Source organism: Sphingomonas sp. (assembly GCF_035910975.1).
Taxonomy (GTDB): Bacteria; Pseudomonadota; Alphaproteobacteria; order Sphingomonadales; family Sphingomonadaceae; genus Sphingomonas.
Genome location: NZ_JAMHWM010000029.1, coordinates 57,822 through 84,163, shown reverse-complemented (window position 1 = coordinate 84,163; position 26,342 = coordinate 57,822). Strand labels below are relative to the sequence as shown.

Annotated in this window: 29 protein-coding genes, 1 tRNA gene and 1 pseudogene; 17 read left to right on the top strand and 14 right to left on the bottom strand. The window is 67.9% G+C overall.

From position 1 onward, the window contains the following. Positions 1–2 precede the first annotated feature (2 nt). Positions 3–86 (bottom strand) — tRNA-Leu (locus tag VYI76_RS06760). Between the two features lie 87 nt (positions 87–173). Between VYI76_RS06760 and VYI76_RS06755 the strand changes: the two genes are divergently transcribed. Beyond that, positions 174–824: a peptidylprolyl isomerase gene (locus tag VYI76_RS06755; RefSeq protein ID WP_443018937.1), complete on the top strand. Its 651-nt coding sequence runs from the start codon at positions 174–176 to the stop codon at positions 822–824. A gap of 1 nt (position 825) precedes the next feature. On the opposite strand, the pseudogene VYI76_RS06750 reads toward VYI76_RS06755, so the two are convergent. Both VYI76_RS06750 and VYI76_RS06745 read right to left on the bottom strand, forming a co-directional pair. Beyond that, a pseudogene (locus tag VYI76_RS06750) lies at positions 826–936 on the bottom strand (hypothetical protein); the annotation flags it as partial. Positions 937–1,568: 632 nt separating this feature from the next. After that, a complete protein-coding gene (locus tag VYI76_RS06745) occupies positions 1,569–3,077 on the bottom strand; it encodes a YifB family Mg chelatase-like AAA ATPase (protein WP_326524008.1) in 1,509 nt (502 codons plus the stop codon). A 96-nt stretch (positions 3,078–3,173) separates the two neighbouring features. Between VYI76_RS06745 and VYI76_RS06740 the strand changes: the two genes are divergently transcribed. From VYI76_RS06740 to VYI76_RS06700, 9 genes are all read left to right on the top strand, one after another. Continuing rightward, positions 3,174–3,443: a hypothetical protein gene (locus tag VYI76_RS06740; protein WP_326524007.1), complete on the top strand. Its 270-nt coding sequence runs from the start codon at positions 3,174–3,176 to the stop codon at positions 3,441–3,443. A gap of 98 nt (positions 3,444–3,541) precedes the next feature. Continuing rightward, positions 3,542–3,676 carry a 50S ribosomal protein L34 gene (rpmH, locus tag VYI76_RS06735; RefSeq protein ID WP_029724273.1) on the top strand — a complete coding sequence of 45 codons (135 nt, stop codon included), beginning with the start codon at positions 3,542–3,544 and terminating at the stop codon, positions 3,674–3,676. 71 nt (positions 3,677–3,747) lie between these two features. Beyond that, positions 3,748–4,017, top strand: coding sequence for a ribonuclease P protein component (gene rnpA, locus VYI76_RS06730; RefSeq protein WP_443018914.1), 270 nt, complete (start codon positions 3,748–3,750; stop codon positions 4,015–4,017). Then, the gene (yidD, locus tag VYI76_RS06725) at positions 4,014–4,226 is read left to right on the top strand and encodes a membrane protein insertion efficiency factor YidD (RefSeq protein ID WP_326524006.1); all 213 of its coding nucleotides are present in this window, start codon (positions 4,014–4,016) and stop codon (positions 4,224–4,226) included. Before rnpA ends, yidD begins: the two co-directional genes overlap by 4 nt. Positions 4,227–4,247: 21 nt before the next feature. Continuing rightward, positions 4,248–5,954 carry a membrane protein insertase YidC gene (yidC, locus tag VYI76_RS06720; RefSeq protein ID WP_326524005.1) on the top strand — a complete coding sequence of 569 codons (1,707 nt, stop codon included), beginning with the start codon at positions 4,248–4,250 and terminating at the stop codon, positions 5,952–5,954. Next, positions 5,951–6,604 (top strand): ribosome biogenesis GTP-binding protein YihA/YsxC, encoded by a 654-nt coding sequence (yihA, locus tag VYI76_RS06715; RefSeq protein WP_326524004.1) that lies wholly within the window; start codon positions 5,951–5,953, stop codon positions 6,602–6,604. The genes yidC and yihA overlap by 4 nt, the downstream gene beginning before the upstream one ends. A gap of 33 nt (positions 6,605–6,637) precedes the next feature. Further along, positions 6,638–7,417, top strand: a complete 780-nt coding sequence (locus VYI76_RS06710) for a hypothetical protein (RefSeq protein WP_326524003.1) — start codon at positions 6,638–6,640, stop codon at positions 7,415–7,417. Beyond that, positions 7,414–7,623 carry a hypothetical protein gene (locus tag VYI76_RS06705; RefSeq protein ID WP_326524002.1) on the top strand — a complete coding sequence of 70 codons (210 nt, stop codon included), beginning with the start codon at positions 7,414–7,416 and terminating at the stop codon, positions 7,621–7,623. The genes VYI76_RS06710 and VYI76_RS06705 overlap by 4 nt, the downstream gene beginning before the upstream one ends. A gap of 42 nt (positions 7,624–7,665) precedes the next feature. Next, positions 7,666–8,331 carry a glutathione S-transferase family protein gene (locus VYI76_RS06700; RefSeq protein WP_326524001.1) on the top strand — a complete coding sequence of 222 codons (666 nt, stop codon included), beginning with the start codon at positions 7,666–7,668 and terminating at the stop codon, positions 8,329–8,331. Positions 8,332–8,445: 114 nt separating this feature from the next. On the opposite strand, the gene VYI76_RS06695 is transcribed toward VYI76_RS06700, so the two are convergent. Next, complete coding sequence (locus VYI76_RS06695) at positions 8,446–8,892, bottom strand: cupin domain-containing protein (RefSeq protein ID WP_326524000.1); 447 nt, start codon at positions 8,890–8,892, stop codon at positions 8,446–8,448. 11 nt (positions 8,893–8,903) lie between these two features. On the opposite strand from VYI76_RS06695, the gene dapE reads away from it, so the two are divergent. Beyond that, on the top strand, positions 8,904–10,037 hold the full coding sequence (gene dapE, locus VYI76_RS06690) for a succinyl-diaminopimelate desuccinylase (RefSeq protein WP_326523999.1): 1,134 nt from the start codon (positions 8,904–8,906) through the stop codon (positions 10,035–10,037). A gap of 2 nt (positions 10,038–10,039) precedes the next feature. On the opposite strand, the gene VYI76_RS06685 is transcribed toward dapE, so the two are convergent. The 6 genes from VYI76_RS06685 to glmU all read right to left on the bottom strand — a co-directional run bounded on the left by VYI76_RS06685 (position 10,040) and on the right by glmU (position 17,218). Next, a complete protein-coding gene (locus VYI76_RS06685; protein ID WP_326525049.1) occupies positions 10,040–11,713 on the bottom strand; it encodes a putative bifunctional diguanylate cyclase/phosphodiesterase in 1,674 nt (557 codons plus the stop codon). Positions 11,714–11,787: 74 nt separating this feature from the next. Further along, a complete protein-coding gene (locus VYI76_RS06680) occupies positions 11,788–12,342 on the bottom strand; it encodes a Smr/MutS family protein (RefSeq protein ID WP_326523998.1) in 555 nt (184 codons plus the stop codon). Then, on the bottom strand, positions 12,317–13,612 hold the full coding sequence (mltA, locus tag VYI76_RS06675) for a murein transglycosylase A (protein WP_326523997.1): 1,296 nt from the start codon (positions 13,610–13,612) through the stop codon (positions 12,317–12,319). Before mltA ends, VYI76_RS06680 begins: the two co-directional genes overlap by 26 nt. A gap of 62 nt (positions 13,613–13,674) precedes the next feature. Further along, on the bottom strand, positions 13,675–15,498 hold the full coding sequence (gene glmS, locus VYI76_RS06670) for a glutamine--fructose-6-phosphate transaminase (isomerizing) (RefSeq protein ID WP_326523996.1): 1,824 nt from the start codon (positions 15,496–15,498) through the stop codon (positions 13,675–13,677). Positions 15,499–15,521: 23 nt separating this feature from the next. Further along, complete coding sequence (locus VYI76_RS06665; RefSeq protein ID WP_326523995.1) at positions 15,522–15,833, bottom strand: hypothetical protein; 312 nt, start codon at positions 15,831–15,833, stop codon at positions 15,522–15,524. Continuing rightward, positions 15,830–17,218: a bifunctional UDP-N-acetylglucosamine diphosphorylase/glucosamine-1-phosphate N-acetyltransferase GlmU gene (gene glmU, locus VYI76_RS06660; RefSeq protein WP_326525048.1), complete on the bottom strand. Its 1,389-nt coding sequence runs from the start codon at positions 17,216–17,218 to the stop codon at positions 15,830–15,832. The genes VYI76_RS06665 and glmU overlap by 4 nt, the downstream gene beginning before the upstream one ends. A gap of 31 nt (positions 17,219–17,249) precedes the next feature. Here glmU and VYI76_RS06655 point away from each other — a divergent pair, with 31 nt between their 5' ends. Beyond that, positions 17,250–17,951, top strand: a complete 702-nt coding sequence (locus VYI76_RS06655; protein ID WP_326523994.1) for an HAD-IA family hydrolase — start codon at positions 17,250–17,252, stop codon at positions 17,949–17,951. Here the strand turns inward: VYI76_RS06655 and VYI76_RS06650 are convergent. Genes VYI76_RS06650 through VYI76_RS06635 form a run of 4 tightly spaced genes read right to left on the bottom strand, consistent with a single transcriptional unit; the run spans position 17,893 to position 20,505 of the window. Continuing rightward, entirely contained in the window at positions 17,893–18,939 is a 1,047-nt protein-coding gene (locus VYI76_RS06650) for a nucleotidyltransferase domain-containing protein (protein ID WP_326523993.1), read from the bottom strand. The genes VYI76_RS06655 and VYI76_RS06650 overlap by 59 nt on opposite strands. After that, the gene (locus VYI76_RS06645) at positions 18,936–19,796 is read right to left on the bottom strand and encodes an HprK-related kinase A (RefSeq protein ID WP_326523992.1); all 861 of its coding nucleotides are present in this window, start codon (positions 19,794–19,796) and stop codon (positions 18,936–18,938) included. Before VYI76_RS06645 ends, VYI76_RS06650 begins: the two co-directional genes overlap by 4 nt. After that, complete coding sequence (locus VYI76_RS06640) at positions 19,793–20,101, bottom strand: HPr-rel-A system PqqD family peptide chaperone (protein ID WP_326523991.1); 309 nt, start codon at positions 20,099–20,101, stop codon at positions 19,793–19,795. The genes VYI76_RS06645 and VYI76_RS06640 overlap by 4 nt, the downstream gene beginning before the upstream one ends. Beyond that, positions 20,098–20,505 carry a hypothetical protein gene (locus tag VYI76_RS06635; RefSeq protein WP_443018936.1) on the bottom strand — a complete coding sequence of 136 codons (408 nt, stop codon included), beginning with the start codon at positions 20,503–20,505 and terminating at the stop codon, positions 20,098–20,100. Before VYI76_RS06635 ends, VYI76_RS06640 begins: the two co-directional genes overlap by 4 nt. Positions 20,506–20,597: 92 nt before the next feature. Here VYI76_RS06635 and VYI76_RS06630 point away from each other — a divergent pair, with 92 nt between their 5' ends. From VYI76_RS06630 to pstB, 5 genes are read left to right on the top strand one after another with little or no spacing between them, the layout of a single operon-like run. Then, the gene (locus VYI76_RS06630; protein ID WP_326523990.1) at positions 20,598–21,821 is read left to right on the top strand and encodes a sensor histidine kinase; all 1,224 of its coding nucleotides are present in this window, start codon (positions 20,598–20,600) and stop codon (positions 21,819–21,821) included. Between the two features lie 45 nt (positions 21,822–21,866). After that, positions 21,867–22,901 (top strand): substrate-binding domain-containing protein, encoded by a 1,035-nt coding sequence (locus tag VYI76_RS06625; RefSeq protein ID WP_326523989.1) that lies wholly within the window; start codon positions 21,867–21,869, stop codon positions 22,899–22,901. Between the two features lies 1 nt (position 22,902). Further along, on the top strand, positions 22,903–24,279 hold the full coding sequence (pstC, locus tag VYI76_RS06620) for a phosphate ABC transporter permease subunit PstC (protein WP_326523988.1): 1,377 nt from the start codon (positions 22,903–22,905) through the stop codon (positions 24,277–24,279). Then, positions 24,272–25,573, top strand: coding sequence for a phosphate ABC transporter permease PstA (pstA, locus tag VYI76_RS06615; protein ID WP_443018913.1), 1,302 nt, complete (start codon positions 24,272–24,274; stop codon positions 25,571–25,573). Before pstC ends, pstA begins: the two co-directional genes overlap by 8 nt. Next, positions 25,567–26,331, top strand: coding sequence for a phosphate ABC transporter ATP-binding protein PstB (pstB, locus tag VYI76_RS06610; protein ID WP_326525045.1), 765 nt, complete (start codon positions 25,567–25,569; stop codon positions 26,329–26,331). The genes pstA and pstB overlap by 7 nt, the downstream gene beginning before the upstream one ends. Positions 26,332–26,342 lie beyond the last annotated feature (11 nt).

Sequence of the window (26,342 nt, the reverse complement as noted above, 5' to 3'; positions counted from 1 at the left end):
GCTGGTGCGGGCGGTCGGACTCGAACCGACATGGATTGCTCCGGCGGATTTTGAGTCCGCTGCGTCTACCATTTCGCCACGCCCGCAAACGGCCCGGCGTCGGCGCTATAGAGGCGGCCGGACGGTCTTGCCAACCGTCTTGCCGACGCGGTAGCCGCTGGCGGGTGTCCGGCCTGCGTATCCTGTCCGCCCTGATCGCCCTGCTGCTCGCGTTGCCGGCGGCGGCCCAGCCCGCCAACCGGCCGACCGCCGGCTATGTCCGGGTGAAGCTGGAGACGTCGGCCGGGCCGATCGTCATCGCGCTGGATGCGCGGCGCGCGCCCAGGACGACCGCCAATTTCCTCGCCTATGTCGATGACGGGCGGTTCGACGGCACGGTTTTCTATCGGTCCGCGCGCAAGAAGGTCGATCCGAAGTTCGGCTTCATCCAGGGCGGCACGCGGATGGACGCCCGCCGCCTGCTGCCACCCTTCCCGCTGGAACCGACCAGCAAGACAGGTATCAAGCACCTCGACGCCACCATTTCCATGGCGCGGCCGGCTTATGGCGGGTCGGCCGGCGGCAATTTCTTCATCACGGTGGGTGCTGCGCCCAACATGGACGCGGCCGGCAAGTACGAGGGCTATCCCGCCTTCGGCCGCGTCGTCGCGGGTATGGACGTAGTGAAACGTATCCTGGCCATGCCGACCGGCGGCGGATCGGGGCCGATGCGGGGGCAGATGCTGTTCAAGGAAGTCGCGATCGTCCGCGCCGTGCGGCTGGACGGCAAGGCGAAGCCGACCGGCCTCGTCAAGCCGTGGCTGATCGGCGCGCCGCAGCGCTGATTCAATTGCGCGGCGCCTGCCGTCGGTAACTCAGCGCCTCGGCAACATGGATGCGGCCGATCGTTTCCGCTGCCGCGAGATCGGCCATCGTCCTGGCGACGCGCAGGATTTTTGCGCATGTGGGCAACGGCGGAGATTGGGTGGGAAGCCGACCGGGAAGTTGGATATGGTCCCGTCAAAAGCTGACCATGCTGTTAGTCGCATCGAGACAGGGGGAACGCGCCCTTACCAGCGGCGACCTCGCGAACGTGCCATCTATTCGAGAGGCTCGATACGGCGCTGTTGGCGAAGGATTTTGACGCTTCAAGATCAGCGCCGTTGAAGCCGATAACAATTTGGTCTGTGGGCATTCCAAGATTCCCTGCCCCAAAACTAAATTCGCTCCCACGCTGCGCTCCGATATTCACAGCGCGCTGATTTACTGGCACGTTTTCATTATCGCGGCTGAGAGACTGTAACTCGGCGTGTGTGTCACTGCTTCGATCGTAAAACTGCATTCCATGCTTGTCCGCTATCGCGCGCATAAATTTTACGAACGCAGGAATTTCATTTGCGCCATTGAGACAGAATTGGACCATTCGGAACGGATGCTTCCCCTTGGCGCATCCGGGAAGCCCTGTAGAAATTACGGCCAAAGCCATGACACTGGCGACACGTATGTATCTCATATGGACCAGCCTCATGTCTGCTCTGAGATCCAATAGATAAGAACGTGTTCGTCCACAAATGGGGCGAAAGCGGCCATCAGTTCGTTGGTGGCCGCCGTCGATAGCTCAGCGCTTCCGCCACATGAATCCGTGTGATCTGCTCGGAGCCGGCTAGATCCGCGATCGACCGGCTGACCCGCAGGATGCGGGTGTAGCCGCGCGCAGACAGGCGCATCGCCTCCGCGGCCTGGGCGAGCAAGGTGCGGCCGGCGTCGTCGGGGGTGGCATGCGCCTCCAGGACCGCGCCATCGGCTTCTGCATTGGTCCTTGCGTCGGTACCGGCGTAGCGTGCCGCCTGCACGCCCCGCGCCGCCGCGACCCGGGCCGCGACCTCGGCCGACCCTTCCGCCGGCGGCGGCAGGACCAGATCGGCCGCGCTGACCGCCGCGACCTCGACATGCAGGTCGATGCGGTCGAGCAGCGGACCCGAAACCTTCGCCTGATAGTCCGCCGCGCATTTCGGCGCACGCGAACAGGCCAGCGCCGGATCGCCGAGATGCCCGCAGCGGCACGGGTTCATCGCAGCGATGAGCTGGACATTGGCCGGAAAGCTGACGTGCGCGTTGGCGCGGGCGACATCGACCTGCCCGGTTTCCAGCGGCTGGCGCAGCGAATCGAGTACCGCGCGCTGAAACTCGGGCAGTTCGTCGAGGAACAGCACGCCGAGATGCGCCAGGCTGACCTCGCCCGGCTTCACCCGCAGCCCGCCGCCGGTCAGCGCCGCCATCGACGCCGAATGGTGCGGGCTGCGGAACGGCCGCGTCCGGGTCAGTCGGCCGCCGGCCAGCGTCCCGGCGACCGACTGGACCATCGACACCTCGAGCGCCTCGGCGGCGTCGAGCGGCGGCAATATGCCCGGCAGGCACGCCGCCATCAGCGACTTGCCGGCTCCCGGCGGGCCGACCATCAGCAGGTTGTGGCCCCCGGCCGCCGCGATCTCCAGCGCGCGCTTCGCCGTCTCCTGCCCCTTCACCTGGCGCAGGTCGGGGCCGTAACCGGGCTCGTCGGCCTCGCCTGGCTGCGGAGAGGCCAGCAGTTGCTGGCCCTTGAAATGGTTGAGCAGCGAAATCAGGTCCGGCGCCGCCAGCACCTCTACCGACCCGGCCCAGGCGGCCTCCGGGCCTTGCGCGACGGGGCAGACCAGCCCCTTCCCCTCCGCCGACGCATGGAGCGCCGCAAGCAGCACGCCGGCCGAGGGCTGCACGCGCCCGTCCAGGCCGAGTTCGCCGACCACGACATAATCCGCCAGCGTTTCCGCATCGACCACGCCCATAGCCGCCAGCAGCGCCAGAGCGATCGGCAGGTCGAAATGCGATCCTTCCTTGGGCAGGTCGGCCGGCGACAGGTTGATGGTGATGCGCTTGGGCGGCAGCGACAGGCCCATCGCGGCGATCGCGCCGCGCACCCGCTCGCGGCTTTCCGCCACCGCCTTGTCCGGCAGGCCGACGACGACGAAGGCGGGCAGCCCGGCCACCAGGGTGCACTGCACCTCGACGCCGCGCGCCTCCAGCCCCAGATAGGCGACGGTCGATACGATCGCGACCAAACGCGCCTCCCCTTTCCCCGTTTGTTCCTGCATAGCCGATTGAGTGCGGAGGGGAAGTGTCTTGCGCAGACAGTACGGCCGTCCCACATCGCGTCGATGAACGGCCGTCATCCCGCTCTGCGCACCGGCTTTCTGGCGATCGGCGCGCTGCTGATCATCGTGACCCCCCTCGTCGCGCTGCTGCCGGGACCGAGCGGCATCTTCACCTTTGCCGGGGGGATGGCGCTGGTGCTGCGCAATTCGTCATGGGCGCGCCGCCAGTTCGCGCGCGGCAAGCGGCGGTTTCCGAAAACCGGGCATCTGGCCGATCGCGCCCTGCGCCGCCCCTCGGCACGGCGGCGGCGCGATCGTGCAGCCCCGCGTTGACGGACGGCGGGGCTTCGCCTATGGGAACCGCCGACGTGGCCGTCTGCCTGGCTTCAGGTGCGACGGCCTTTTCACTTTTGAATACACGGGAATGAACGATGAAGCGGACCTTTCAGCCGAGCAACCTGGTGCGCGCACGCCGTCACGGCTTTCGCTCGCGCATGGCGACGGTGGGCGGCCGCAACGTGATTCGCGCCCGCCGCGCGCGCGGCCGCAAGAAGCTGTCGGCCTGACCGGCACGCGGCCGGGGCGCATCACGCGCCGCGCCGATTACCTGAAGGCGAATGCAGGACGCCGGGCAGCGATGCCCGGCTTTCTGCTGTTGGTGCTTGCCCGCGAAGACGGCGATCCGGCGATGCGGATCGGCATCACCGTGTCGAAGAAGGTCGATGTGCGCGCCGTGGTGCGCAACCGCATGAAGCGCCGCTTCCGCGAGCTCGCCCGGGCGATCCTGCCCGAACACGGCATCGCCGGCGCCGATCACGTGCTGATCGGCCGCGCGAGCGGGATCGAGCGCGACTGGGCGCATTTGCAGGCGGACCTGGTGAAGGCGTTGGGGCGGGTCGCGCGGTGATTGCCCGCCTGATGATCCTCGTCGCCCGCGGGTGGCAATTGGGGCCGTCGCTGGTGCTGCCGGCATCATGCCGGTTCAGCCCGTCGTGTTCGGCCTATGCAATCGAGGCGGTAAGCCGCTATGGCGCGGCAAAAGGGGGCTGGCTGGCGGCCAGGCGCATCGCGCGCTGCCATCCCTGGGGTGGCCACGGCCATGATCCGGTGCCCTAGAATAAGGTTCGGGGATAGACTTTGACCAGCGACAACAAGAACTTCGTCCTGTTCGCGGTGATCGCGGCGCTGATCCTGTTCGGCTGGCCGTATCTCGCCAATACCTTCTTCCCCACCGCGAACCCGCCGGTGACGAAGATCGAGGGCGGCAAGACCCAGCCCCTGCCCAATCCGAAGGCCGATCCGACCGCCGATTCGCCCGCCGCGATCCGCGACCGCGCCGTCGTGCTGGCGGAAAGCCCGCGCGTGCGCATCGAAACGCCGACGCTGAAAGGCTCGATCAACCTGAAAGGCGCGCGGATCGACGACCTGATCCTGACCCGCTACGCCGAGACGATCGCCCAGGATTCGCCGCCGATCCGCCTGCTGTCGCCGGCCGGCACCACCGACGCTTATTTCGCCGGGTTCGGCTGGCGCGGGGTGGACGGTTTCGCCCCGCCCGCCGCCGATGCCGTCTGGCAGGCGTCGGGCGAGGTGCTGGCGCCGAGCAGTCCGGTCACGCTGACCGCCGCCAACACGACCGGCCAGCGCTTCGCGATCGAGCTGTCGGTCGACGAAAATTACATGTTCACCGTCCGCCAGACGGCCGCCAACGGCGGTGGCGCGCCGGTCTCGGTCGCGCCCTACAGCTTCGTCAATCGCACCGGCGTGTCAAAGGACCCGGATGCCTGGACGATGCATACGGGGCCCATGTCCGCCCACAACGGCGTCGCCGACTATGACGTCAACTTCAAGGATATCGACAAGGCGCCGGCGACCTTCACCTCGAAGGGCGGCTGGTACGGCTTCACCGATAAATACTGGCTGACCGCGACGATCCCCGATCAGGGCGCCGACGTGACCGCGCAGTTCCGTTCTGGGACGAACCAGAGCTACCAGGCCGACTACACCGTCACCGCCAAGCCGTTGGCGCCAGGCAGCGCAATCACCACCACCGCGCGCTTCTTTGCTGGCGCGAAGGAAGTGAACCTGCTCGACAATTACGAGGACCGCTACGGCATCACGCATTTCGGCAAGGCGATCGACTGGGGCTGGTTCGAGGCGATCGAGAAGCCGATCTTCAAGTATCTCGACTGGCTGTTTCGCATGGTCGGCAACTTCGGCCTGGCGATCATCCTGCTGACCTTCACCGTCCGCCTGCTGATGTTCCCGATCGCGCAAAAGCAGTTCGCGTCCTTCGCCCAGATGCGCGCGATCCAGCCCAAGCTGAAGGTGCTGCAGGAACGCTACAAGGACGACAAGCCCAAGCTCCAGCAGGAGATGATGGCGCTGTACAAGACGGAGAAGGTCAATCCGCTGGCCGGCTGCCTTCCCACGCTGCTGCAGATCCCGATCTTCTACGCGCTGTACAAGGTGCTGATGCTGACGATCGAGATGCGGCACCAGCCGTTCGTGCTGTGGATCAAGGATCTGTCGGCACCCGATCCGATGACGCCGATCAACCTGTTCGGCCTGCTGCCCTTCACCCCCCCCGCATTCATCGCGATCGGCGTGATCCCGATCCTGCTGGGCGTTTCGATGTGGGCGCAGTTCCGCCTCAACCCGCAGCCGATGGACGAAATCCAGAAGCAGGTGTTCGCGTTCATGCCGTGGGTGCTGATGTTCGTTATGGCGCCGTTCGCCGTGGGCCTGCAGGTGTACTGGATCACGTCGAACCTGCTGACGATCGCGCAGCAGCAGTGGCTGTATTCGCGGCATCCGGCGCTGAAGACGCCGCCACCCAAATGAGCGAGGATGGCGAACCCGCGTTCGATCCCGAAATGGTCGAGGCCGCGCGCAAGACCTTCGCGGGTCCGATCGCGTTCCTGAAATCGGCCCCCGCGTTGCAGCACCTGCCGCCGATGGACGTGGCGGAAGTGGCGTTCGCGGGCCGATCGAACGTCGGCAAGTCGTCGCTCATCAACGCGCTTACCAACCGGGGCGCCCTCGCCCGCACGTCGAACACGCCGGGGCGCACGCAGGAACTGAACTTCTTCGACGTGGGCGAACCGCTGAAATTCCGGCTGGTCGACATGCCCGGCTACGGCTTTGCCGAGGCGCCGAAGGATCTGGTCAAGCGCTGGCGGTTCCTGGTCAACGACTATTTGCGCGGGCGTACCGCGCTGAAGCGCGCGATGGTGCTGATCGACAGCCGCCACGGCATCAAGCCGGTCGATCGCGAGATCATGGACATGCTCGACGCCGCTGCGGTCAGCTACCGCGTGGTGCTGACCAAGGCGGACAAGATCAAGGCGACCGCGCTGACCGACGTCACCGCGAAGACCGCCGAGGAAGTTCGCAAGCGCCCCGCCGCCCACCCGGACATCATCGCCACGTCGAGTGAAAAGGGCCTGGGCCTGCCCGACCTGCGCGCCGCGGTGATCGAGGCGATCGGCTAGCCAAGGTCGGGCGGTGGGCATAGGCTGCGCACCATGCTCCGCATGCTTGTCGTCGCCCTTACCCTTGCCGTGTCTGCCGCGGCAGCCTGCGCTCCGCAGACGACGCCAGGCTATGACCCAGATCGCCTGTCCGAAGGCAGGATGGAAGCGCTGGTGGCGGGTCCCATCGAACATGTCCGGGCAGGCGACCTCGATCGGGGCATCGCCGAACTCGAGCAGTTGCGCTCAGCGGTGAAGGGCGCGGACGCCGCCGCCGCCCTGTTGCGCGCAGACATCGATGAATCGTTCGGCGTGCTTGTCGATACCGAAGGGCAAACGGAAGGGCCTGCCGCCCTGCGCGCCGCGGCAGTGCCTTTCCTGAAACGCGCGGTAGGCGAATATCGCGGCGCGTTCGGACCGGCCCATCCGGAAGTGGCGCTTGCGCTGCAATCCTGGGCCGACGTGCTGCGCGCGGTCGATCCGATAGCCAACCTCGAAAACATGCGTTCTGCCTATTGCGACGCGTTCCGCATCCGCCTGGCCGCGCTGGGCCCCGACAGCGCCGAAACCGGCAGCGCGCTGGCCGAAGTCATGCGGCTCGCGCCGCCTGGCACAGTGGACGCGGCGGCGCTGCGCAGCCTCGATCGTTCGCGCCCCCTGAAATCCGGCAGCCCGCCGCTCCCGCCGGCATTGACCCGCGATGTGCTGGCGATGCTCGAATGGCTGCGTGGCCGCGTATCCGCCGACAGACAAAGCCGCGATGAAATCTACCGAACGCTCGCCGGCAACCCCAGATTTGCGGCGCTGTGCCCGGCCACGCCCGCCGACCGTTGATCCCGCGCCCGCGCCGGCGCTGGAGGGCTGCGCTTATCGGGCTGGGCATCGTCTATGCGGGGATCGTCGGCGGGCTGATCGCCGGATACGACGTCCGCACGATCATCGACGACTACCGCACGACCGCGTGGACGGGCGCCGCCCCGGCCGAACGCCCCACCACCGACGACCTGTGGGATGCCCAGCAACGCCCGCCTGCCCGCTGACGCGACGTTGCCCAGCCGCGCCGCCGCCGCTATCCCGGCCGGATGCTCAAGCTCATCATCGGCAACAAGGCCTATTCGTCGTGGTCACTGCGCGGCTGGCTCGCGTGCAAGCAATCGGGCCTGCCGTTCGAGGAAATGGTGGTTCCGCTCTACGACCAGGATTGGGAGAAACGGCGCGAGGGCGACGAATTCGCGCCTTCGTCCGGCAAGGTGCCGATCCTGTGGGACGGCGACTGCGTGGTGTGGGATTCGCTCGCGATCGTCGAATATCTGAACGAGGCGTCGGGCGGCGACAAATTCTGGCCCGCCGATCCCGTCGCCCGCGCGATGGCTCGATCGATGGCGGCGGAAATGCACTCGGGCTTCGCCGCGCTGCGCCGCAAGCACAGCATGAACATCCGCCAGGTCTATCCGCCCAAGGCGCCCGACGACGACGTGATCGCCGACCTCAACCGCATCATGGAACTGTGGGCGCAGGCGCGCGCGCGCTTCGGCGGCGAGGGCGATTTCCTGTTCGGCGAATTCGGCGCGGCCGACATCATGTTCGCGCCGGTGGTCACGCGGATCGTCACCTACAACCTGCCCGTCGCCCGCTTCGCCCCCGCCTATATGATGGCCGTGCTGCAGCACCCGTTCCTGCAGGACTGGATCGCCGCCGCCAACGAGGAGGAGTGGGTGATCGAGCAGTTCGAGCAGGCGGCTGAGTAGGCGCCAGCAGCGTCCGCTTCGCGCTCCGGCAAAGGCCGGAGCGTCTGATATGGCAGCCTGACGATTGCCAACGCTCCGGCCTTCGCCGGAGCACCGAGATGTGTGGGGCGAGCTTCAGAACCCGCTCCCGTCCTTTCGCCGGAATCCCTGCCCGGCGAACAGGTGCATGTCGATGTCGGGATAGTGGCAGTCGGTATCGCTCGGCCGTCCGACCGCGACGAACATGCACGGCGCGTCCCCTCGGTTCTGAAGCACATGGCCGTTGCCGTCATTCTTCGGGAACGTCGCGCAATCGCCCGCGCGCATCACCGTCTCGCCGCCGTCGTCGACCAGCACCGCTTCGCCCGACAGCATCACGACGAATTCGTCCTCTCCCTCATGCCAGTGGCGCTGCGACGACCATGCGCCGGGTTCGAGCGTCACATGGCTGACGCCGAAGTCCGCGAGGCCGCCGGCCGGCGCGAGGCGGCGGTACCAGCGTCCCTGCACGACACCGGCATGTTCGGGCGGATAGCCGGTGGCGTTGGTCTGCGGGATTGCGTCGAGGTCGAGCTTGGGCAATGGCCCCTCCCATGTCCGAAGGCCCAGATGTTGTAGCGCTGGCGAAGGCGCTGATCGACTGCGAAAGCGTGACGCCGGCGCGCGGGCGCGTGTTCGACGTGCTCGAGGAGGCACTGGTGCCGCTGGGCTTCGCGGTAGACCGCTTCGTCGCGGGGGAGGCGCCCGACGGTCCGGTCGAGAATCTGCTCGCCATCCGTCCGGGCGACGGACCGCACATCGCCTTCGCCGGCCATGTCGATGTCGTCCCCCCGGGGCTGGGCTGGGCGAGCGACCCGTTCGGCGCGGAGGAGCGCGGCGGGCTGCTCCACGGGCGCGGCGCGGTGGACATGAAGGGCGCGGTCGCCGCCTTCGTCGCCGCCTGCCCGGACGCGCACGACGCCGGCACGATCAGCCTCATCATCACCGGTGACGAGGAAGGGCCGGCGACGTTCGGCACCCGCGCGCTGATCGATCGCATGTTGGACCGCGGCATACGGCCGGACCTGTGCCTGGTCGGCGAGCCGACGTCCGCCCACCGACTGGGCGACACGATCAAGATCGGCCGGCGCGGATCGGTCAACATCTGGATCGAAGTGTTCGGGCGGCAGGGGCACGTCGCCTATCCCCATCTGGCCGACAACCCGATTCCCCGCCTGGTCGCCGCGCTGGCGGAAATCGACGCGCTGGTGCTCGACGATGGGACCGACTGGTTCCAGCCGTCGAACATCGAGGTGACCGATCTGGAGGTCGGCAATGTGGCGACCAACGTCATCCCCGCATCCGCCCGCGCCAGGCTGAGCATCCGGTTCAACGACCTGCACATTGGCGACGCGCTGGCGGAGCGAATCCGCGAGATCGTTCTGCGCCACGCGCCGGGCTCCGAAGTTCGCGCCATCGTCTCCGGTGAGGCGTTTCTGACCGCGCCGGGCGCGCTGTCCGATCTGGTCGCGGGTGCGATCCGCGACACGCTGGGCATCGAACCCGAGCTATCGACCACCGGCGGCACCAGCGACGCGCGGTTTCTGTCGCGGATTTGCCCCACGGTCGAATTCGGGCTGCTCAACGCGACGATGCACAAGCTCGATGAGGCGGTGGCGATCGACGACCTTCGCGATCTCGTGATGGTGTACCGCACTTTCCTGGATCGGGCACTGGCCCGCCAGTAGGGTCAGGCCGTCAGGCGCGGCCGGTCTGCCCGTGCCCACGCAAGGAACGCATCCTCCGCCATCGGCGCGGCGATCGCATAGCCCTGCACCACGTCGCAGCCGACCACGCGCAGCACCTCGGCCTGTGCGTCGCTTTCGATACCCTCGGCCACCGCTTCGAAGCCGAGACCATGGACCAGCCCGACCACCGCCTGGACGATCGTCCGCGCCTCGCGGCTCTCCGCCACGCCCGCGATCAGGCTGCGGTCAAGCTTGACGCGGTCGATCGGCAGGTCGCGCAGTCGCGACAGGTTCGAATAGCCGGTGCCGAAATCGTCGATCGCGATCGTCGCGCCGTCGGTGCGCAGCGCCGCGATCGCATCGATCACATCGTCGGAACAATGCATCGCCAGCGTCTCGGTTATCTCCAGCTCCAGCAGGCGCGCCGGAGCGCCGGCGGCCACCATCGCCTCGCGCAGTCGGCGAAAGAACATCGCGTGGTCCAGCTGACGCGGACTGATATTGATCGCCAGCCGCTGCTCGACGCCCATCGCGCCCCAGCGCTGGATGGTCGCGGCAATCGTGGCGATCACCCACTCGCCGATCTCGACGATCAGGCCGGTCTCCTCGGCACGGGCGATGAAGCTGCCCGGCAGACGCAATTCACCCGACGGGTGACGCCACCGCAGCAGCGCCTCGGCCGCCACGATCCGCCTGTCGCTCAGCGCGACCTGCGGCTGGAAGACCAGGGCGAACTCGCTGCGGTCGAGCGCGTCGCGCAGGTCGGCCTCAAGCTGGGCGCGCTCGGCGATCTCCGCGGCCAGCGCATCGGTGAAATGCTCGGCGCGGCCCCGACCCGACCCCTTGGCATGATACATGGCGGCGTCGGCTGAACGCATCAGGTCGGTCAGGGTCGTGCCGTGTTCCGGCCGCAGCGCGATGCCGACCGACGCGCCGATCGCGATTTCCTGATCGGCGAGGCCGAACGGCTCGCTGATCGCATAGAGGATGCCGCGGCCGATCCGCTCGGCATCGCCGGGCCGCTCGAGACGGGGGAAGAACATGGTGAACTCGTCGCCGGCAAGCCGACCGATCATTGGCGGATTCGCCCCCCCGGCCGGCGCGAATCGCTCGCCCACCGCGCGCAGCCGGTTGGCGACCATCGCCAGCAACTGATCGCCGGTGGCATGGCCCATCGTGTCGTTGACGGTCTTGAAGCGGTCGAGATCGATGAACAGCATCGCCGCCATCTGGTCCGTCGGCATGATCGACAGCGTGCGTTCGGCGGACCGACGGAAGTTGGTGCGATTGGCCAGGCCGGTGACCGGATCGAACATCGCCAGCCGCTGGACGTTCTCCAGATGCGTATGGAGCTGGCGGAACAGCCCCTCCATCGCGCCCGCGAGCGGCGGTACGCAGGCGCCTACCTCGGGCGGAATCGGACTTTCGAGATCGCCGTTGGCCGCCTTCGCGAGCCGGGCGATGGCAGCGTCGATCGCGCCTGCGGTGGTCGCGATACTGCGTTCGGCATAGGCCCAGCACATCGCCGCACAGATGATCGCGGGGATCAGCGCGCGGCCGGCCGACGATGCATCGATGCGTCCGCCCGTCGTCGCCACCAGCGCGAGGATGAAGACCATCGCACCGGCGCACATCGCAAAGGCGATCGCACGGCTCTTGAGCGAGAAGCCTTCCATCGTGGTCCGCGTCATTCCCCCGAGAGCGGGCCGGAAAGGGCCAACTCCAATCGCCGGGTTGTGACGGATGAAGGTTAAGAAACTTGCCGCGCGCGGCGAAGAATGATGTAGAGCGCGCCCGTTCCACCGTGGCGCGGATGCGCCCCGCGCACCGCCGCGATACGATCGCCATGACGCGATGCCGCCAGCCAGTCGCCTACCGCGGCACGGATCGCTCCACGCGCGTGCGGCCGCTGCGACGCGCTCGGCGGCGGCTTGCCGGTGACCAGCAGGATCAGGCGGTCGCCGGCCCCGATCGCATCAGCAAGTTGTTGATCCAGCAACAAATATGCCGAGTTTAGGCCATGGCCGTGAAGATCGACCGTGCGATCCGGCGAAACCAGCCCACGCGCCAGCTTCCGATCCCAGGACGCGTCGAGCGTGGCCCCCGGAACAGGCGCCTTTCGCTGGGGACTGGCGGTTGGTTGCGGCGCGGACAAACGGACCGTCGACACCGTTGTTCTGGATGCGATCGGCGCGGTTAGCGGCGGACTCAGCATGAATCGCTGACGATCCGGCAACGGGCGGACGGATGTCATCACCCGCCGCCACAGCGCCGCTTCATCAGGGCTGAGGCGTCGATCCGCCACCGGCCGCTCCCAGCCGCGCGAGCGTGCCACGCGGCAACAGCAGGAACGCGGTGCCACGCGCGGCCATGCCGCCCGCGGTCGCCCGCGCCGCGTCGCCCGCGCCCCAGAATGTGTCTACCCGATTGGCGCCCTTTATCGCGCCGCCGGTATCCTGCGCGATCCACAACCCGTTGGCATCCGCGCGGTCCATCGACAGGAACACCGGTGCCCCGAGCGGGATGAAGCGGGGATCGGCCGCGACGCTCGCCCCGCCGACGACGGGATAGCCCATCGCGCCGAGCGGCCCCGGCCCGGTCAGTTCGCGGAAGAACACGAAGCTCTTGTTCTCGCGCATCAAGGCCTTGCCCTCGGCCGGGTTGGCGCGGATCCACCCCATCAGGCCCTGCATCGACGCCTGGCCTGGCGTCAGCAGCCCGCGCTGGCGCATCAGGCTGCCGATGCCGGTATATTCGCGGCCGTTCTGGTTGTCGTAGCCGATCCGCATCACCGATCCGTCGGGCAGCCTCAGCCGGCCCGAGCCCTGGATTTGCAGGAAGAAAAACTCGACCGGATCGGCCGCATAGGCGAGTTCCAGCCCGCGACCGGCCAGCGCGCCTTCCTCAATCTGGGTGCGATCGAAATAGGGCACGAACGCCGCGCCGTCGACACGCCCACGGATACGCTTGCCCTTCAACTCGTCGTTGAACAGGCTCAGGTCGACCTCGACCAGATCCTTCGGCCGGGCGTAGACCGGAGTCTGATATACCCCGCCCCGACCGCGCGATCCGGCGATCTCGGGTTCATAATATCCGGTCGCGAAGGCCTTGCCGTCGGCGATCTGCACGACTTCGAAATGGCGCGCGAAGAACGCGGCGGCATCGCGATCCGCCGTCGCGCCAACCGCGCCGCACGCCCGCTGCCAGTCCGCACCGCGCGTCAAGCCCGACACGTCGTTGCGCCGCACCAGGCCAGGGCACGACGTGCGGAATGCGCCGAGCGCGGCGGCGTAACCGGCCGGCGCGATTGGCAGCGTCGAGATCCCAGGCCCCGCGACCACGCCAGCCGCCGCTGCGGAGGTGACGGTAGCGGCCGCTGGACTACCGGGCAGCGGGGCGATCGGCACGGAGGCGGTCGGCTGGCGCGCCGGCGGATTGGCGGTGACGGGCGGGCCGGCCGGGCCGGCCGGCGGGCGGCTGGAAACCGGCGCCGGCCCCGCGCCCTGCGGCACGATCGCGTTCGAGCATGCGGCGAGCAGCCCCGCTCCCGTCAAAGCCAGTATCGACCGTCGCATGTCCCGCCCCTTTTTCGCAGTTCGACCCGGAACATAGAGGGTCGCGTACCGTCCGTGAATCCCTACTCGACGGTCACCGACTTCGCCAAGTTGCGCGGCTGGTCGACGTCCGTCCCCTTGGCGACGGCGACATGATAGGCGAGCAGTTGGACCGGCACGGCATAGACCAGCGGCGCGATCAGCGGGTGGACCTGCGGCATCTCGATCGTCGCGATCGTGTTCTCGCCCGCCTGCGCGATCCCCGCCGCGTCGGAGATCAGCACCACCTGCGCGCCGCGCGCCTGCGCCTCCTGCATGTTGCTGACGGTCTTGTCGAACAGCGGCCCGGACGGCGCGAGGACAATCAACGGAACCGAATCGTCGATCAGCGCGATCGGCCCGTGCTTCATCTCGCCCGAAGCATAGCCTTCGGCATGGATGTAGCTGATTTCCTTGAGCTTCAGCGCGCCCTCGAGCGCCAGCGGATAATCGGGACCCCGCCCCAGGTACAGCACATCGCGCGCGCCGGCGATCGTTCCCGCCATCGCACGAATATCGTCGTCATGGCCCAGCGCGGCGTTGATCGCGGCGGGACTCTCGGTCAGGTGGGCGACGATCTCCGCCTCTTCCTCGCGCGAGAGCTTGCCCTTGGCGCGGGCGAGGTTGACGCTCAGCGCCGCCATCACGGCGAGCTGGCAGGTGAAAGCCTTGGTTGATGCGACCCCGATCTCCGGCCCCGCATGGGTGGACAGCAGCAGGTCGACTTCACGGGCCATGCTGCTGGTCGGCACATTGATGATGCCCGCGGTCGTCACGCCGTTCGCCTTCATGTGGCGCAGCGCGGCCAGCGTATCGGCGGTCTCGCCCGACTGGCTGACGACAACCCCCAGCGTATTCGGCGGCAACACGGGATCGCGGTAGCGATATTCCGACGCGACATCGACCTCGACCGGCAGGCGGGCAAACCGCTCGATCCAGTATTTGCCGATCATGCCGACATAGCTGGCGGTGCCGCAGGCGATGATGACGACCCGCTCGATCGTGCCGAGGTCGAAATCCATCTGCGGCATCGCCACCATCTGTTCGACAGGACGGATGTAGCTTTGCAAGGTCTGCGCGACGACGACCGGCTGTTCGTAGATTTCCTTGAGCATGAAATGGGCGTGGTTGCCCTTCTCGATCGCGGCCGGCGACACGCCCGACGCGACGATCTCGCGCTTCACCGGATTATTGTCGCGATCGAAGATTTCGATCGAACTGCGCGTCAGTACGGCCCAGTCGCCTTCGTCGAGGTACGCGATCCGCTGGGTCAGGCCCGCGAGCGCATGGGCGTCGGAGCCGAGATAATTTTCGCCGTCGCCATATCCCACCGTCAGCGGCGCGCCGAGCCGCGCGGCGATCAGCAGGTCGGGCTTGCCCGCGAACATCGCCGCAAGAGCAAAGGCGCCGTGCAGGCGCGGCAGCACGGCGGCCACGGCATCACGCGGGGAAGCGCCCCGTTCTACCTCGCGGCTGACCAGATGCGCGACCACCTCCGTATCGGTTTGCGACAGAAACTCGCGCCCTTCGGCCAGCAGTTCGTCGCGCAGCGGCTTGAAATTCTCGATGATGCCGTTGTGGACGATCGTCACGTCACCGACGATGTGCGGATGGGCATTGTCTTCTGTCGGCGCGCCGTGCGTCGCCCAGCGGGTGTGGGCGATGCCGATCGTACCGGGCAGCGGATCGGCGGCGAGCCGCGTGCCGAGGTTCGAAAGCTTGCCCTCCGCGCGCCGCCGCTCGATCCGGCCGTCGACCAGCGTCGCGATGCCGGCCGAATCATAGCCGCGATATTCGAGCCGCCTCAGCCCTTCAAACAACCGATCGGCGACCGGTTCGGTGCCGAGGATACCAACGATTCCACACATGGCGTCTTGCTACCCCTGCCCGCTCAATGCGGGAATTTGCTGTCGACGAACGACCGAGTGAACTGGACAGGATCGGGCTCGTGCCCTTGCGCCGCGACGAACTTGACCCGGCCCTTTTCCCATATTTCGCGGATCGCCGCCGCCAGACCATCGGGAAAGCGCATCTGCGCGGCGACGATCTGCCGCCAACCGCCGGCCGCCCCCGTCACCTGCCGCATCTCGGGTTCGAGCGCGACCAGCGCCTGCTCCTCGTCCGCCTGCAGCCGACCTATCGCGTCCAGGACGAAACCATCGACCAGCCTCAATAGCGGCTTGCCGTCATACCGCGCACTCATTTCGCTGCCTTTCGTGCCGACATGATCTGCCGGAATTTCGCCGCCCAGCCGGGCTTCTCGCGCTGTTCGGCGCGGACCAGCGCCAGCGCGTCGGCCGCCACATCCCGTGTCACCGTCGATCCCGCGCCGACAATCGCACCCGCCCCGATCGCGACCGGAGCGACCAGCGCGGAGTTGGAGCCGATGAATGCCCGTTCGCCGATCGTCGTGCGATATTTGAGGAACCCGTCGTAATTACAGGTGATGGTGCCCGCGCCGATGTTGGCGCCCGCCCCCACATCCGCGTCGCCGATATAGCTCAGGTGGCTCGCCTTGGCGCCCCTGCCCAGCGCCGCGTTCTTCACTTCTACGAAATTGCCGACCTTGGATTTCTCCCCCAGCACCGCGCCGGGCCGCAGCCGGGCATAGGGGCCGACCTCGGCACCGGCGCCGACCGTCGCGCCTTCCAGGTGGCTGAACGCGCGGATCGTCGCGCCGTCCGCCACGTTGACGCCGGGACCGAAGACGACGTTGGGCTCGATCGTCACATCGCGGCCGATCACCGTATCATGCGCGAACCACACGGTATCGGGCGCGATCAGGGTCGCGCCGTCAGCCATTGCCCGGCCTCGTCGAACCGCTTGCCACTGTCCCTCCAGCGCGGCCTGTTCGCCCCGGCTGTTGACGCCCGTCACCTCGGCGGCGGCGGTTTCGATCACCGCCGAATGCCGGCCGTCCTCGCCGGCCAGCATGACGATATCGGGCAGATAATATTCGCCGGCCGCATTGGCGTTGCCCACGCGGGCGAGCAGCGCGAACAGATCCTCGCCGCGCACCGCCATCAGGCCCGAATTGCACAGCGTCTCCGCACGTTCCTCCGTCGAGGCGTCCTTATACTCGACCATCCGCGCGATACGCCCGTCCGCGTCCGCGATCACACGGCCGTAAGCGCCGGGATCGGCCGGGCGGAACCCCAGCACCACCGCCGCCGGCAGGTCTGCGCCATGCAGCCGCTCGATCATCGCGCGCATCGTTTCCGCGCGCACCAGCGGCACATCGCCATACAGGATCAGCACGTCGCCCGCGAAACCGCCCAGCGCAGCTTCGGCCTGCGCGACCGCGTGGCCAGTGCCCAGCTGCTCGCGCTGCTCGACGATCCCGGCGCCGAGCGGCACGACTGTCGCTTCGACCTGTTCGCGGCGCGCACCGACGACGACGATCGTCCGCGCGGGCGCCAACTCGGCAACGCTCGCCAGCAGATGGACGAGCATCGGCCGCCCGGCGATCGGGTGGAGCACCTTGTGCAGGTCGGATTTCATCCGCGTGCCCTGGCCCGCAGCCAGGACGATCGCGGCGAGGGGGCGCGGCGTGGTCACCGATGTGCCCTGCCACGAACACCTTGCCATTTCCATAGCGCGGCGTGCAGGCGTCGATGCCATGACAGGCTTTCCCTTCGAAATCGTCGGATTCGACCTCGACGGCACTCTGGTCGATACCTCGGGCGATCTGACCGCAGCGGTCAACCACGCACTGGCGATCGCGGGCCGCGCGCCGCTCACGCCCGAACAGGTGACACCGATGATCGGCGGCGGCGCGAAACACATGCTGCGCCAGACGCTCGACATCACCGGCGGCTGCGACGACGCGAGATTCCGCACGCTCTACCACACACTGCTGGATCATTATGGCGGCAACCTCTCGGTGCACAGCAACCCCTTCCCCGGCGCGGTGCCGGCGCTCGACGCGCTGGCGGGCATGGGCGTGCGGCTGGCGGTTGTGACCAACAAGTTCGAGGCGTTCGCGCGCACGCTGCTGACCGACCTGAACCTGATCGATCGCTTCGCCTGCGTGATCGGCGGCGATACGCTGGGCAAGGGCAACGCCAAGCCGTCGCCCGCGCCGATCCACGAGATGATCGCGCGCTGCGGCGGCGGGCGGGCCGCGTTCGTCGGCGATTCGATCTATGATATCGGCGCCGCGCATGCGGCGGGCATCCCGGCGATCGCGGTGTCGTTCGGCTTCCTGCTCGGCCCGGTCGACGATCTGGGCGCCGACGCGGTGATCGACGCCTATGACGATCTCATCCCGGCGCTGGCGCGCCTTTCCGCCACTTCGTCCACAGGTGCTGCGCCAACATGAGCGGCGGCATCCGCAGCCAGTGCGAGCGGACGTAGAAGCCCAGCCGCGTCACCGGCCGCGTCGCCCTGCCCCATCCGTCGCGGGCCAGCAGTCGGCGGAGGTAGAAGCGGTCAGATAATCGCGGTGAAAGATCAACGCGGATTGGGATCCGATATCCCACCGCCCCCGTGGCGAACAGCCGGTTGGAAAGTCGCATAGCGCGGCACACCGCGTCCCACAGGCCGTGCTCCCATGCGCGCTCGTAGACACGTAGGTAGAACTCGGGATCAGAACTCGAAAGCTCGGCGCAAAGGCAGTGGATGTCCCACAGGTTGCGCAGCCCCCCCGCCAGATCGCCGTCAGCGAACAGGTGCGCCGCCGAATGGCAGATCATGTCATCGCGCGACAACACGCGCAGGCCATTCTCAAGCGCCACGCTGTCGGCGATCATCGCCCCCGCATCGGGCGTGATCCGGGCGGTCAGCGGCAGGATGGTGTGGTGGACGTCGATCATCCGGTCGCGCTCGCGGTGGATCAGCGGCGGCAGTTCATGCATCCAGCGGCGATAATATTCGTCGTCATAGGGGTCGGGCTTCACCCATTCCCAGCCCGCGTCCAGCAGCGCGGCCTCCGCTTCCGCGATCCGATCGTGCGGCACCAGGATATCCAGGTCGCCGATCGACCGCCCCTGCCCCGCCGCCAGCCCCGCGGCGACATAGGCTGTGCCCTTCAGCAGCACGACCGGCAGCCCGAGCGGGGCGAGCGCGCGGCGCGCCATCTCCGCCTCCCACAGCGCCTGGGTACGGCCGTGATCGGTCGAGGCACGCGCCGCCGCCAGCAGCCGTTCCGCCGCGTCGGGCTTGGCGATGCCGGCGACACGCTCGGCCAGCGTACCGGCAAGCTGTTCGGCCCGCGCCATCGCGACCAGCGCGGTCCATCCGGCGCCGTCGAGCCCGGCGGTCGAGGACGGATCGCGCAATGCGGTAACGAGTGGCGCCGCGTCCTTCACAACGCCGCCCACAGCCGCTCGACCTGCGCGATCGCGCCGTCGGTATCAGGATAATCGATCGCGATGCCCGGCACGGTCGTCACCAGCCGCGTCAGTGCGTCGAATCCGGCCTCGCCCAGCGCGGTATAGTTCGTCGATGCCTGGGTCAGCCGCACGAACCCCTCGCCCGGCGGTACCGGACGGTCGGCGGCATCGAAACCGAAGCGGGGATAGAGGACCAGCGCGGGCGTCGCCGGGTCGGCCATCCGCGCGATCGCGGCGGCATCGGGCACCATATGACGCAGGTCGCCCTTGGGCGTATCCGCCATCAGCGGCCCGAACCGCGCCTCCGGCCGCGCCGCCCGCATCACCGCTACGCTTTCGTTCTTCAGGCTGACGAGGCGGGGAAAGGCATGGATCAGCCCGGTCGCCGGGTCGAGCAGCGCGAATTCGTCACCCATCAGCCGCCACCCGCGCGCGGAAAGCAGCGCCGCCAGCGTCGATTTCCCCGCACCGGAAATCCCCGTCATCACCAGCGCCCGCCCGTCGCGCTCGACGGCGGAGGCATGGAGCAACAGATAGCGCCGCTCGCCCAGCGCCAGTTGCAGGTTCATCGCCATCTCTGCGGCCAGCACGCCCCAGTCCAGCGGCATCGGCACCGCGTCGGGCAGCACGAAATCGCCGCCCAGCGTAATCGCCGGCCGCAACCAGCGCCGCCATGGTCGCGCGGCGAATAGCCGGACGCTATAATCGGCCACCCCGCCCACGGGCGCGGGATAATCGCGGTACAGGTCAGCGAGTGCTGCGATCGGTTGACGCCAGTCGCTGCCGACCCGGAACGACGCCGGCCCGATCTGAAGATGATGGACATGCCTCACGCCCGCCGCACCAGCCCGGCCGCCTCAAGCTCGGTCAGGCGCTCGCCCAGCGCGACCGGGTCCGCGTCGCCAAGCTCATATTCTCTGGCAAGATGATCCAGCAATGATCTGACAGTACGCGGTTCGTCCAATGCCGCCAGTAACTCCGGCACGGGCGAGGCGACGAGGTGGGTGATCCCCGATGCGCGGTGATAGATCGCCGTCAGGCTGTCGAGCGGAACGACGCGGATGGTGCGCGGATCGGCGGCCAGATACCGCACCTCGCCCCGCCCCTGTTGATCGTGACGACGCGCGTCCGGCGTCACCCCCGCGGCATCTGCAGCGAAGCGAAGCAGGTGAAGCCGCTCTGCCCGGACTGCAGCCGCCGGATATAGTTGGTGTACGCCTTGCTGCGTTCATAGTCGGTGCCGGGCAGGCGGCCACCGTTCAGCGCCTTCTTGACGTCCTCGCCCTTGAACGCCCCGCCGGCCGGCGGGAAAGCGCCAGGGGTTCCGGGATCGACCAGGCTGCCGTCGGGCGCGATGAACTTACCGGCGCGACCCGGATCGGGCACGGGAATCTCGCAATTCGACACCGAGCCCGCCGCCTGCGCGAGCGCGGGGCGTATGGATACGATCGCCGACGCGCTGACCGCGCCGAGCATCAGCGCGCGGCGGCGGGTCGCGGCGCCAGGGGCCTGGGGCGGGGTATCGGAATCGTCGCTCATCATGCCGTTCTGCACCATCCTGACTTTCACAATCGTAAAGGTCGCGCAAGCGTTGGTCTTGGCGGCGGTGTCCCGTAACGCTACCTCGACCCGGCATGCCACGCGTCCGCCCCCTCCCGATACTAGCTGCTCTGGCGCTCGTCGCCGGTGCGGCGCTGACCGTCGGCCTCATCACGAGCGATCCCGCGGCCGCGATTGTCGTGGCGGTGATCGGCGCAGCGGCCGTCCTGCTCGCGGCGAGTGCTCCGGCTCCCGCACCCTCCGCCGAAGACGGTCACTCGAGACGAGACGGTCCCGCGATCGACACGCTGCTCGACGCGGTGGGCGATCCGCTGATCCTGGTCGGCGGCACGCGGGTGCTCGCGGCCAATATCGCGGCGCGTCGCCTGCTCGGCGATCATGTGGTGGGGGAGGACGTGCGGCTGGCGATCCGCCATCCCGCCGCCGCCACGCGGCTGGTGGCGCCCGGCGACGGCACGGACGATCCGGTCGAACTCGCCGGGCTCGGCGGTCGCGACCAGACGTGGAGCCTGCGCGTCTCCGCCGCCGGGGAACGGCGCGTCATCCATCTGTCCGATCATAGCGCCGGCGCCGCGGCCGATCGGATCCGGGTCGATTTCGTCGCGAACGCCAGCCATGAGCTGCGCACCCCTCTCGCCGCGATCCTGGGCTTCGTGGAGACCCTGCGCGAGGGCGCCGGTGACGATCCCGTGACCCGCGACCGATTCCTGGCGGTGATCGATACCGAGGCCCGGCGGATGGAACGGCTGGTCGGCGACCTGATGAGCCTGAGCCGGATCGAGGCCGAGAAATTCCGCGCTCCGGAGGACGCGGTCGATCTGGTAGCCCTGGCGCGCGAGGTCTGCGTCGAATTGTCGGCGAGCGATGGCGCGCGCGGCGGCGAACTGACGCTCGAGGTGCCCGATAGCGCCGAGGTGCATGGCGACCGCGCCCAGCTCTCGCAGCTCCTCCACAATATCGCTGGCAACGCCCTGAAATATGGCCGGCCCGGAACACCGGTGACGATCGCCGTCGCCCGCGACGAGGACGGCGGCGTGCGCCTGTCGGTCGCCGACCAGGGCGACGGCATCCCGTCGGAGCACCTCCCAAGGCTGACCGAGCGCTTCTATCGCGTCGATCCCGGCCGCAGCCGGGCAATAGGCGGCACCGGCCTAGGGCTGGCGATCGTCAAGCATATTGTCGAGCGGCACCGCGGCCGCCTGACGATCGCCAGCGAGCCCGGCGTCGGCACCACCGTTGCGGTCGTGCTTCCGCCGGCCATGTCATCATCCCGTAACGAAAGCGCAACAGAGGGCTGATCGTCGTGACGCCGATTCGGTCGCGTCGCCGTTGCAGGGATACCGATGATCCGCCTTCTTCCCATCGCCGCCGCGGGCATCGCCCTGCTGGCGCTCGGCGCGTGCGGCGGCGGCACGACGCGCGACCAGATCAAGGTGGTCGGATCGTCGACCGTCTACCCCTTTACCACCGCCGTCGCCGAGAATTTCGTGAACAGTCGCGGCATGAAGCCACCGGTGATCGAATCGACCGGCACCGGCCCCGGCATGAAACTGTTCTGCGGCGGCATCGGCCCGCGCTTCCCCGACGTCGTCAACGCCAGCCGCCGGATGAAGACCAGCGAACTCGAAAGCTGCCGATCCAACGGCGTCGAAAAGGTGATGGAGGTGCAGATCGGCACCGATGGCATCGCCCTGGCCGAATCCAAGCGCGGCCAGGAATTCAAGCTGACCCGCCGCGACATCTACCTCGCGCTCGCCGCCAACCCGGGTGGTCAGCGCAACACCGCGAAGCTATGGCGCGACGTCAACCCGACGCTGCCGGCCATCCCGATCCAGGTCTATGGCCCGCCCTCGACCAGCGGCACGCGCGATGCCTTCGCCGAACTCGTCATGGTCCCCGCTTGCGAGAAATATGATCCCGACGCCAAGGCGCTGAAGGACAGCGACAAGGACGCCTACGACCTGCGCTGCACCAAGCTGCGCGACGACGGCGTCTATGTCGACAAGGGCGAGAACGACAATCTGATCGTCCAGAACCTTTCCACCAATCCCAACGCGATCGGGATGTTCGGCTACAGTTATCTCGAAGAGAACGCCGCCACGCTGCGCGGCGTACCGCTCGACGGGATCGTCCCGACCTACCAGACGATCTCCGACGGCAGCTATCCAGGCGCGCGCGCGCTCTACCTCTACGTCAAAACGGCGCATCTGCGCGCGGTGCCGGGCCTTAAGGAATTCCTGGCCGACTATGCCGGCGAATGGTCGCCCGGCGGGCGGCTCGCCCGGCGCGGCCTGATCCCCGCCGCCGCGGCCGATCGTGCTGCCGCCGCGCAGGTGATCGCGAAGGCGACGCCGCTCGATCCGACGAAGCTGCACTGACATGAATTTGCTCGCCCTTCTTTTCGTCATCGCGGGCCTGGGCCTGATCGCCTGGTTGACAGCGCGCGCTCGCGTCGTCGCCCTGTCGGCGGCCGCCGGTACACGGCCAAATTCGCTGCCCGGCCAGCATGCCGCCTATGCGATGCTGTGGGCGGTCGTCCCGCCGCTGCTGTTTCTCGCCGTGTGGAGCGCGATCAGCCCCTCGCTGGTGACCGCCGACGTCCTGGCCGCGCCCGCCGCCGCGCACCTGCCCGCGACAGGCTATGAGCGCGACCTGATCCTGGCCGAGGCGCGCAGCCTCGCCTCGGGTAGCGCATACGGCGCCTTCTACGACCAGTCGGAGACGCTGGCCCCCGCCTTCTCCGCTGCGATCGCGAAATACCGCTGGATCGGCGCGATCGTCGCGCTGCTGCTCGGCTTCGCGGGCGGCGCCTATGCCTGGACCCGCGTCAGCCCCGCATTCCGCGCCCGCGCCCGCGTCGAACGCGGCGTCATGCTGTTGCTGCTCGTCGCATCGCTGATCGCGATCCTGACAACGCTTGGCATCTTCCTGTCGCTTGTCTTTGAAAGCTTTCGCTTCTTCAGCATCGTACCGGTGACCGATTTCCTGTTCGGCACGACCTGGAGCCCGCAGGTCATCACCCAGAAGGATCCGGGCGCGTCGCTCGGCGCGGTGCCTCTGTTCTGGGGCACCTTCTTCATCGGCGCGGTGATCGCGATGATCGTCGCGATCCCGTTCGGGCTGATGAGTGCTATCTACCTGACGCAATATGCCCGGCCGGGCTTCCGCCGCTGGATGAAGCCGACACTGGAGATGCTCGCTGGCGTCCCCACCGTCGTCTACGGCTATTTCGCCGCGCTGACGGTGGGACCCGCCATCCGCGAGATCGCGGTTTCGCTTGGCATGCCCTATGCCTCGTCCGAAAGCGCGCTGTCGGCCGGGCTCGTCATGGGCGTGATGATCATCCCGTTCGTATCGTCGATGGCCGACGATTCGATCGCCGCCGTGCCCACCGCGATGCGCGACGGCAGCCTGGCGATGGGCGCGACCACCAACGAGACGATCCGCAAGGTGTTGCTGCCCGCCGCCCTGCCCGGCGTCGTGGCGGGCATCCTGCTGGCCGTCAGCCGCGCTATCGGCGAAACGATGATCGTCGTCATGGCGGCATCGGGCGCCGCGACGATCACGCTCAACCCATTCGAGAGCGCGACGACCGTCACCAAACAGATCGTCGACCTGCTGACCGGCGAGGCCGAGTTCGACAGCCCGAAGACGCTCGCCGCCTTCGCGCTCGGTCTCACGCTGTTCGCAATCACTTTCCTGCTCAACATCGTCGCGCTGCGCGTCGTCAAAAAGTATCGCGAAGCTTATGAATAGCACGCCCCCGGTCGCCGGCGTGCCCGCCGAGGGCCACGAACCCGCCGCCCGTGCGCCGACCGACTGGCGCGCCGACGCGATGCAGAAGCGCATCCGCCGCCGCTATGCGGCCGAGCGTCGCTTCCGCTTCGTCGGGCTGTTCGCGGTCGTCTTGTCGGCGTCGTTCCTGGCCTTCCTGCTCGTCACGATGATGGGCAACGGCATCCGCGGCTTCCAGCGGACCGAGTTGAAGCTGTCGATCGACTTCGAGAGCCACGCGCTGCCCGTCACGCGCCATCAGCTCGACGGGCGCGGCGCCGATCTGGCGCTGGCCGGCGCAGGGCTGCAGGACACGGTCTCGGCCGCAGCGGAAGCAGCGTTCGGCGAAGGTGGCGCGGACTATATCTCCGACACCGCGTGGCTGGCTGTGCGCGACGCGATCAAGGGCGATCCCGGCATCCTGACGCGCAAGGCGGTGATCGAGGTGCCGGCCTCGTCGTCGATCGACACCGCGGCGCGTGGCACCGGCGAACCCGATGCCGAAGCCGTCGTCGCGCGGCTGGAGGGGCTGAACCTGCTGTCGACCGGCTTCGATCGCGGTTTCCTGACCCGCGCCGATTCGACCGATCCGGGGTCCGTGGGCATCTGGGGTGCGCTCAAGGGCTCGCTGATGACGATGCTCGTCACGCTGCTGCTGGCTTTCCCGGTCGGCGTGCTGTCGGCGATCTACCTCGAGGAATATGCGCCCAAGAACCGCTGGACCGACCTGATCGAGGTTTCGATCAACAATCTGGCGGCGGTGCCGTCGATCATCTTCGGCTTGCTCGGGCTCGCGGTGTTCCTCGGGACATTGGGCCTGCCGCGATCTGCGCCGATCGTCGGCGGCATGACGCTGGCGCTGATGATCATGCCGGTCATCGTCATCGCCGGGCGCAACGCGATCAAGGCGGTGCCGCCGTCGATCCGCGATGCCGCGCTGGGCATCGGCGCCAGCCGGGTGCAGGTGGTGTTCCACCACGTCCTGCCCCTGGCGCTGCCCGGCATCCTGACCGGCACGATCATCGGCATGGCCCGCGCGCTGGGCGAAACCGCGCCGTTGCTGATGATCGGCATGCGCGCCTTCATCGCCGCGCCGCCCGGAGGCTTCACCGATCCCGCCACCGTCCTGCCGGTCCAGATCTTCCTCTGGTCGGATGAAGTCAGCCGCGGCTTCGTGGAGAAGACGTCGGCCGCCATCCTGGTGCTGCTCGCCTTCCTGCTGGCGATGAACGCCCTCGCCATCTATCTTCGCAACAGGTTCGAGACACGCTGGTGACCACGCCCAAACTTTCCGCGAACAACGTCAGCGTCTTCTACGGCGCCAAGCAGGCGGTGCGCGACGTATCGATCGCCATGTCGATGGACGAGGTGACCGCGTTCATCGGTCCTTCCGGCTGCGGCAAATCGACCTTCCTGCGCACGCTCAACCGGATGAACGACACCATTCCGTCCGCGCGGGTGGAAGGCGAGATTCTGCTCGACGGCGAGGACGTCTATGCCCCCGCGATGGACGTGGTTCAGTTGCGCGCGCGCGTCGGCATGGTGTTCCAGAAGCCGAACCCGTTTCCCAAATCGATCTTCGAGAATGTCGCCTACGGCCCGCGCATCCACGGCCTCGCCGGGTCGAAGGCGGACCTGTCGGGTATCGTCGAACGCTCGCTGAGGCGCGCCGGCCTGTGGGACGAGGTCAAGGACCGGCTGGACGACAGCGGCACCGCGCTGTCGGGCGGCCAGCAACAGCGGCTATGCATCGCCCGCGCGATCGCGGTCGACCCCGAAGTGATCCTGATGGACGAGCCATGTTCGGCGCTCGATCCGATCGCGACCGCGAAGATCGAGGAACTGATCGCCGAACTGCGCGGCCGATACGCGATCGTCATCGTCACGCATAACATGCAGCAGGCCGCGCGCGTCAGCCAGCGTACCGCCTTCTTCCACCTTGGCGAATTGGTGGAGTATGGTCTGACCGACGAGATCTTCACCGCGCCGCGCCAGCCGCGCACCAAGGACTACATTACCGGCCGCTACGGCTGAGGAGCGAAGCG

What these genes read in the sequence shown, in the direction of transcription:
- VYI76_RS06740 (WP_326524007.1), top strand. Translation starts at nt 3,174, where the DNA reads ATGAACGGCCGTCATCCCGCTCTGCGCACCGGCTTTCTGGCGATCGGC.
- rpmH (WP_029724273.1), top strand. Translation starts at nt 3,542, where the DNA reads ATGAAGCGGACCTTTCAGCCGAGCAACCTGGTGCGCGCACGCCGTCAC.
- rnpA (WP_443018914.1), top strand. Translation starts at nt 3,748, where the DNA reads ATGCCCGGCTTTCTGCTGTTGGTGCTTGCCCGCGAAGACGGCGATCCG.
- yihA (WP_326524004.1), top strand. Translation starts at nt 5,951, where the DNA reads ATGAGCGAGGATGGCGAACCCGCGTTCGATCCCGAAATGGTCGAGGCC.
- VYI76_RS06710 (WP_326524003.1), top strand. Translation starts at nt 6,638, where the DNA reads ATGCTCCGCATGCTTGTCGTCGCCCTTACCCTTGCCGTGTCTGCCGCG.
- VYI76_RS06700 (WP_326524001.1), top strand. Translation starts at nt 7,666, where the DNA reads ATGCTCAAGCTCATCATCGGCAACAAGGCCTATTCGTCGTGGTCACTG.
- dapE (WP_326523999.1), top strand. Translation starts at nt 8,904, where the DNA reads ATGTCCGAAGGCCCAGATGTTGTAGCGCTGGCGAAGGCGCTGATCGAC.
- VYI76_RS06685 (WP_326525049.1), bottom strand. Translation starts at nt 11,713, where the DNA reads ATGGAAGGCTTCTCGCTCAAGAGCCGTGCGATCGCCTTTGCGATGTGC.
- mltA (WP_326523997.1), bottom strand. Translation starts at nt 13,612, where the DNA reads ATGCGACGGTCGATACTGGCTTTGACGGGAGCGGGGCTGCTCGCCGCA.
- glmS (WP_326523996.1), bottom strand. Translation starts at nt 15,498, where the DNA reads ATGTGTGGAATCGTTGGTATCCTCGGCACCGAACCGGTCGCCGATCGG.
- VYI76_RS06665 (WP_326523995.1), bottom strand. Translation starts at nt 15,833, where the DNA reads ATGAGTGCGCGGTATGACGGCAAGCCGCTATTGAGGCTGGTCGATGGT.
- glmU (WP_326525048.1), bottom strand. Translation starts at nt 17,218, where the DNA reads ATGGCAAGGTGTTCGTGGCAGGGCACATCGGTGACCACGCCGCGCCCC.
- VYI76_RS06655 (WP_326523994.1), top strand. Translation starts at nt 17,250, where the DNA reads ATGACAGGCTTTCCCTTCGAAATCGTCGGATTCGACCTCGACGGCACT.
- VYI76_RS06635 (WP_443018936.1), bottom strand. Translation starts at nt 20,505, where the DNA reads ATGATGAGCGACGATTCCGATACCCCGCCCCAGGCCCCTGGCGCCGCG.
- VYI76_RS06630 (WP_326523990.1), top strand. Translation starts at nt 20,598, where the DNA reads ATGCCACGCGTCCGCCCCCTCCCGATACTAGCTGCTCTGGCGCTCGTC.
- VYI76_RS06625 (WP_326523989.1), top strand. Translation starts at nt 21,867, where the DNA reads ATGATCCGCCTTCTTCCCATCGCCGCCGCGGGCATCGCCCTGCTGGCG.
- pstC (WP_326523988.1), top strand. Translation starts at nt 22,903, where the DNA reads ATGAATTTGCTCGCCCTTCTTTTCGTCATCGCGGGCCTGGGCCTGATC.
- pstA (WP_443018913.1), top strand. Translation starts at nt 24,272, where the DNA reads ATGAATAGCACGCCCCCGGTCGCCGGCGTGCCCGCCGAGGGCCACGAA.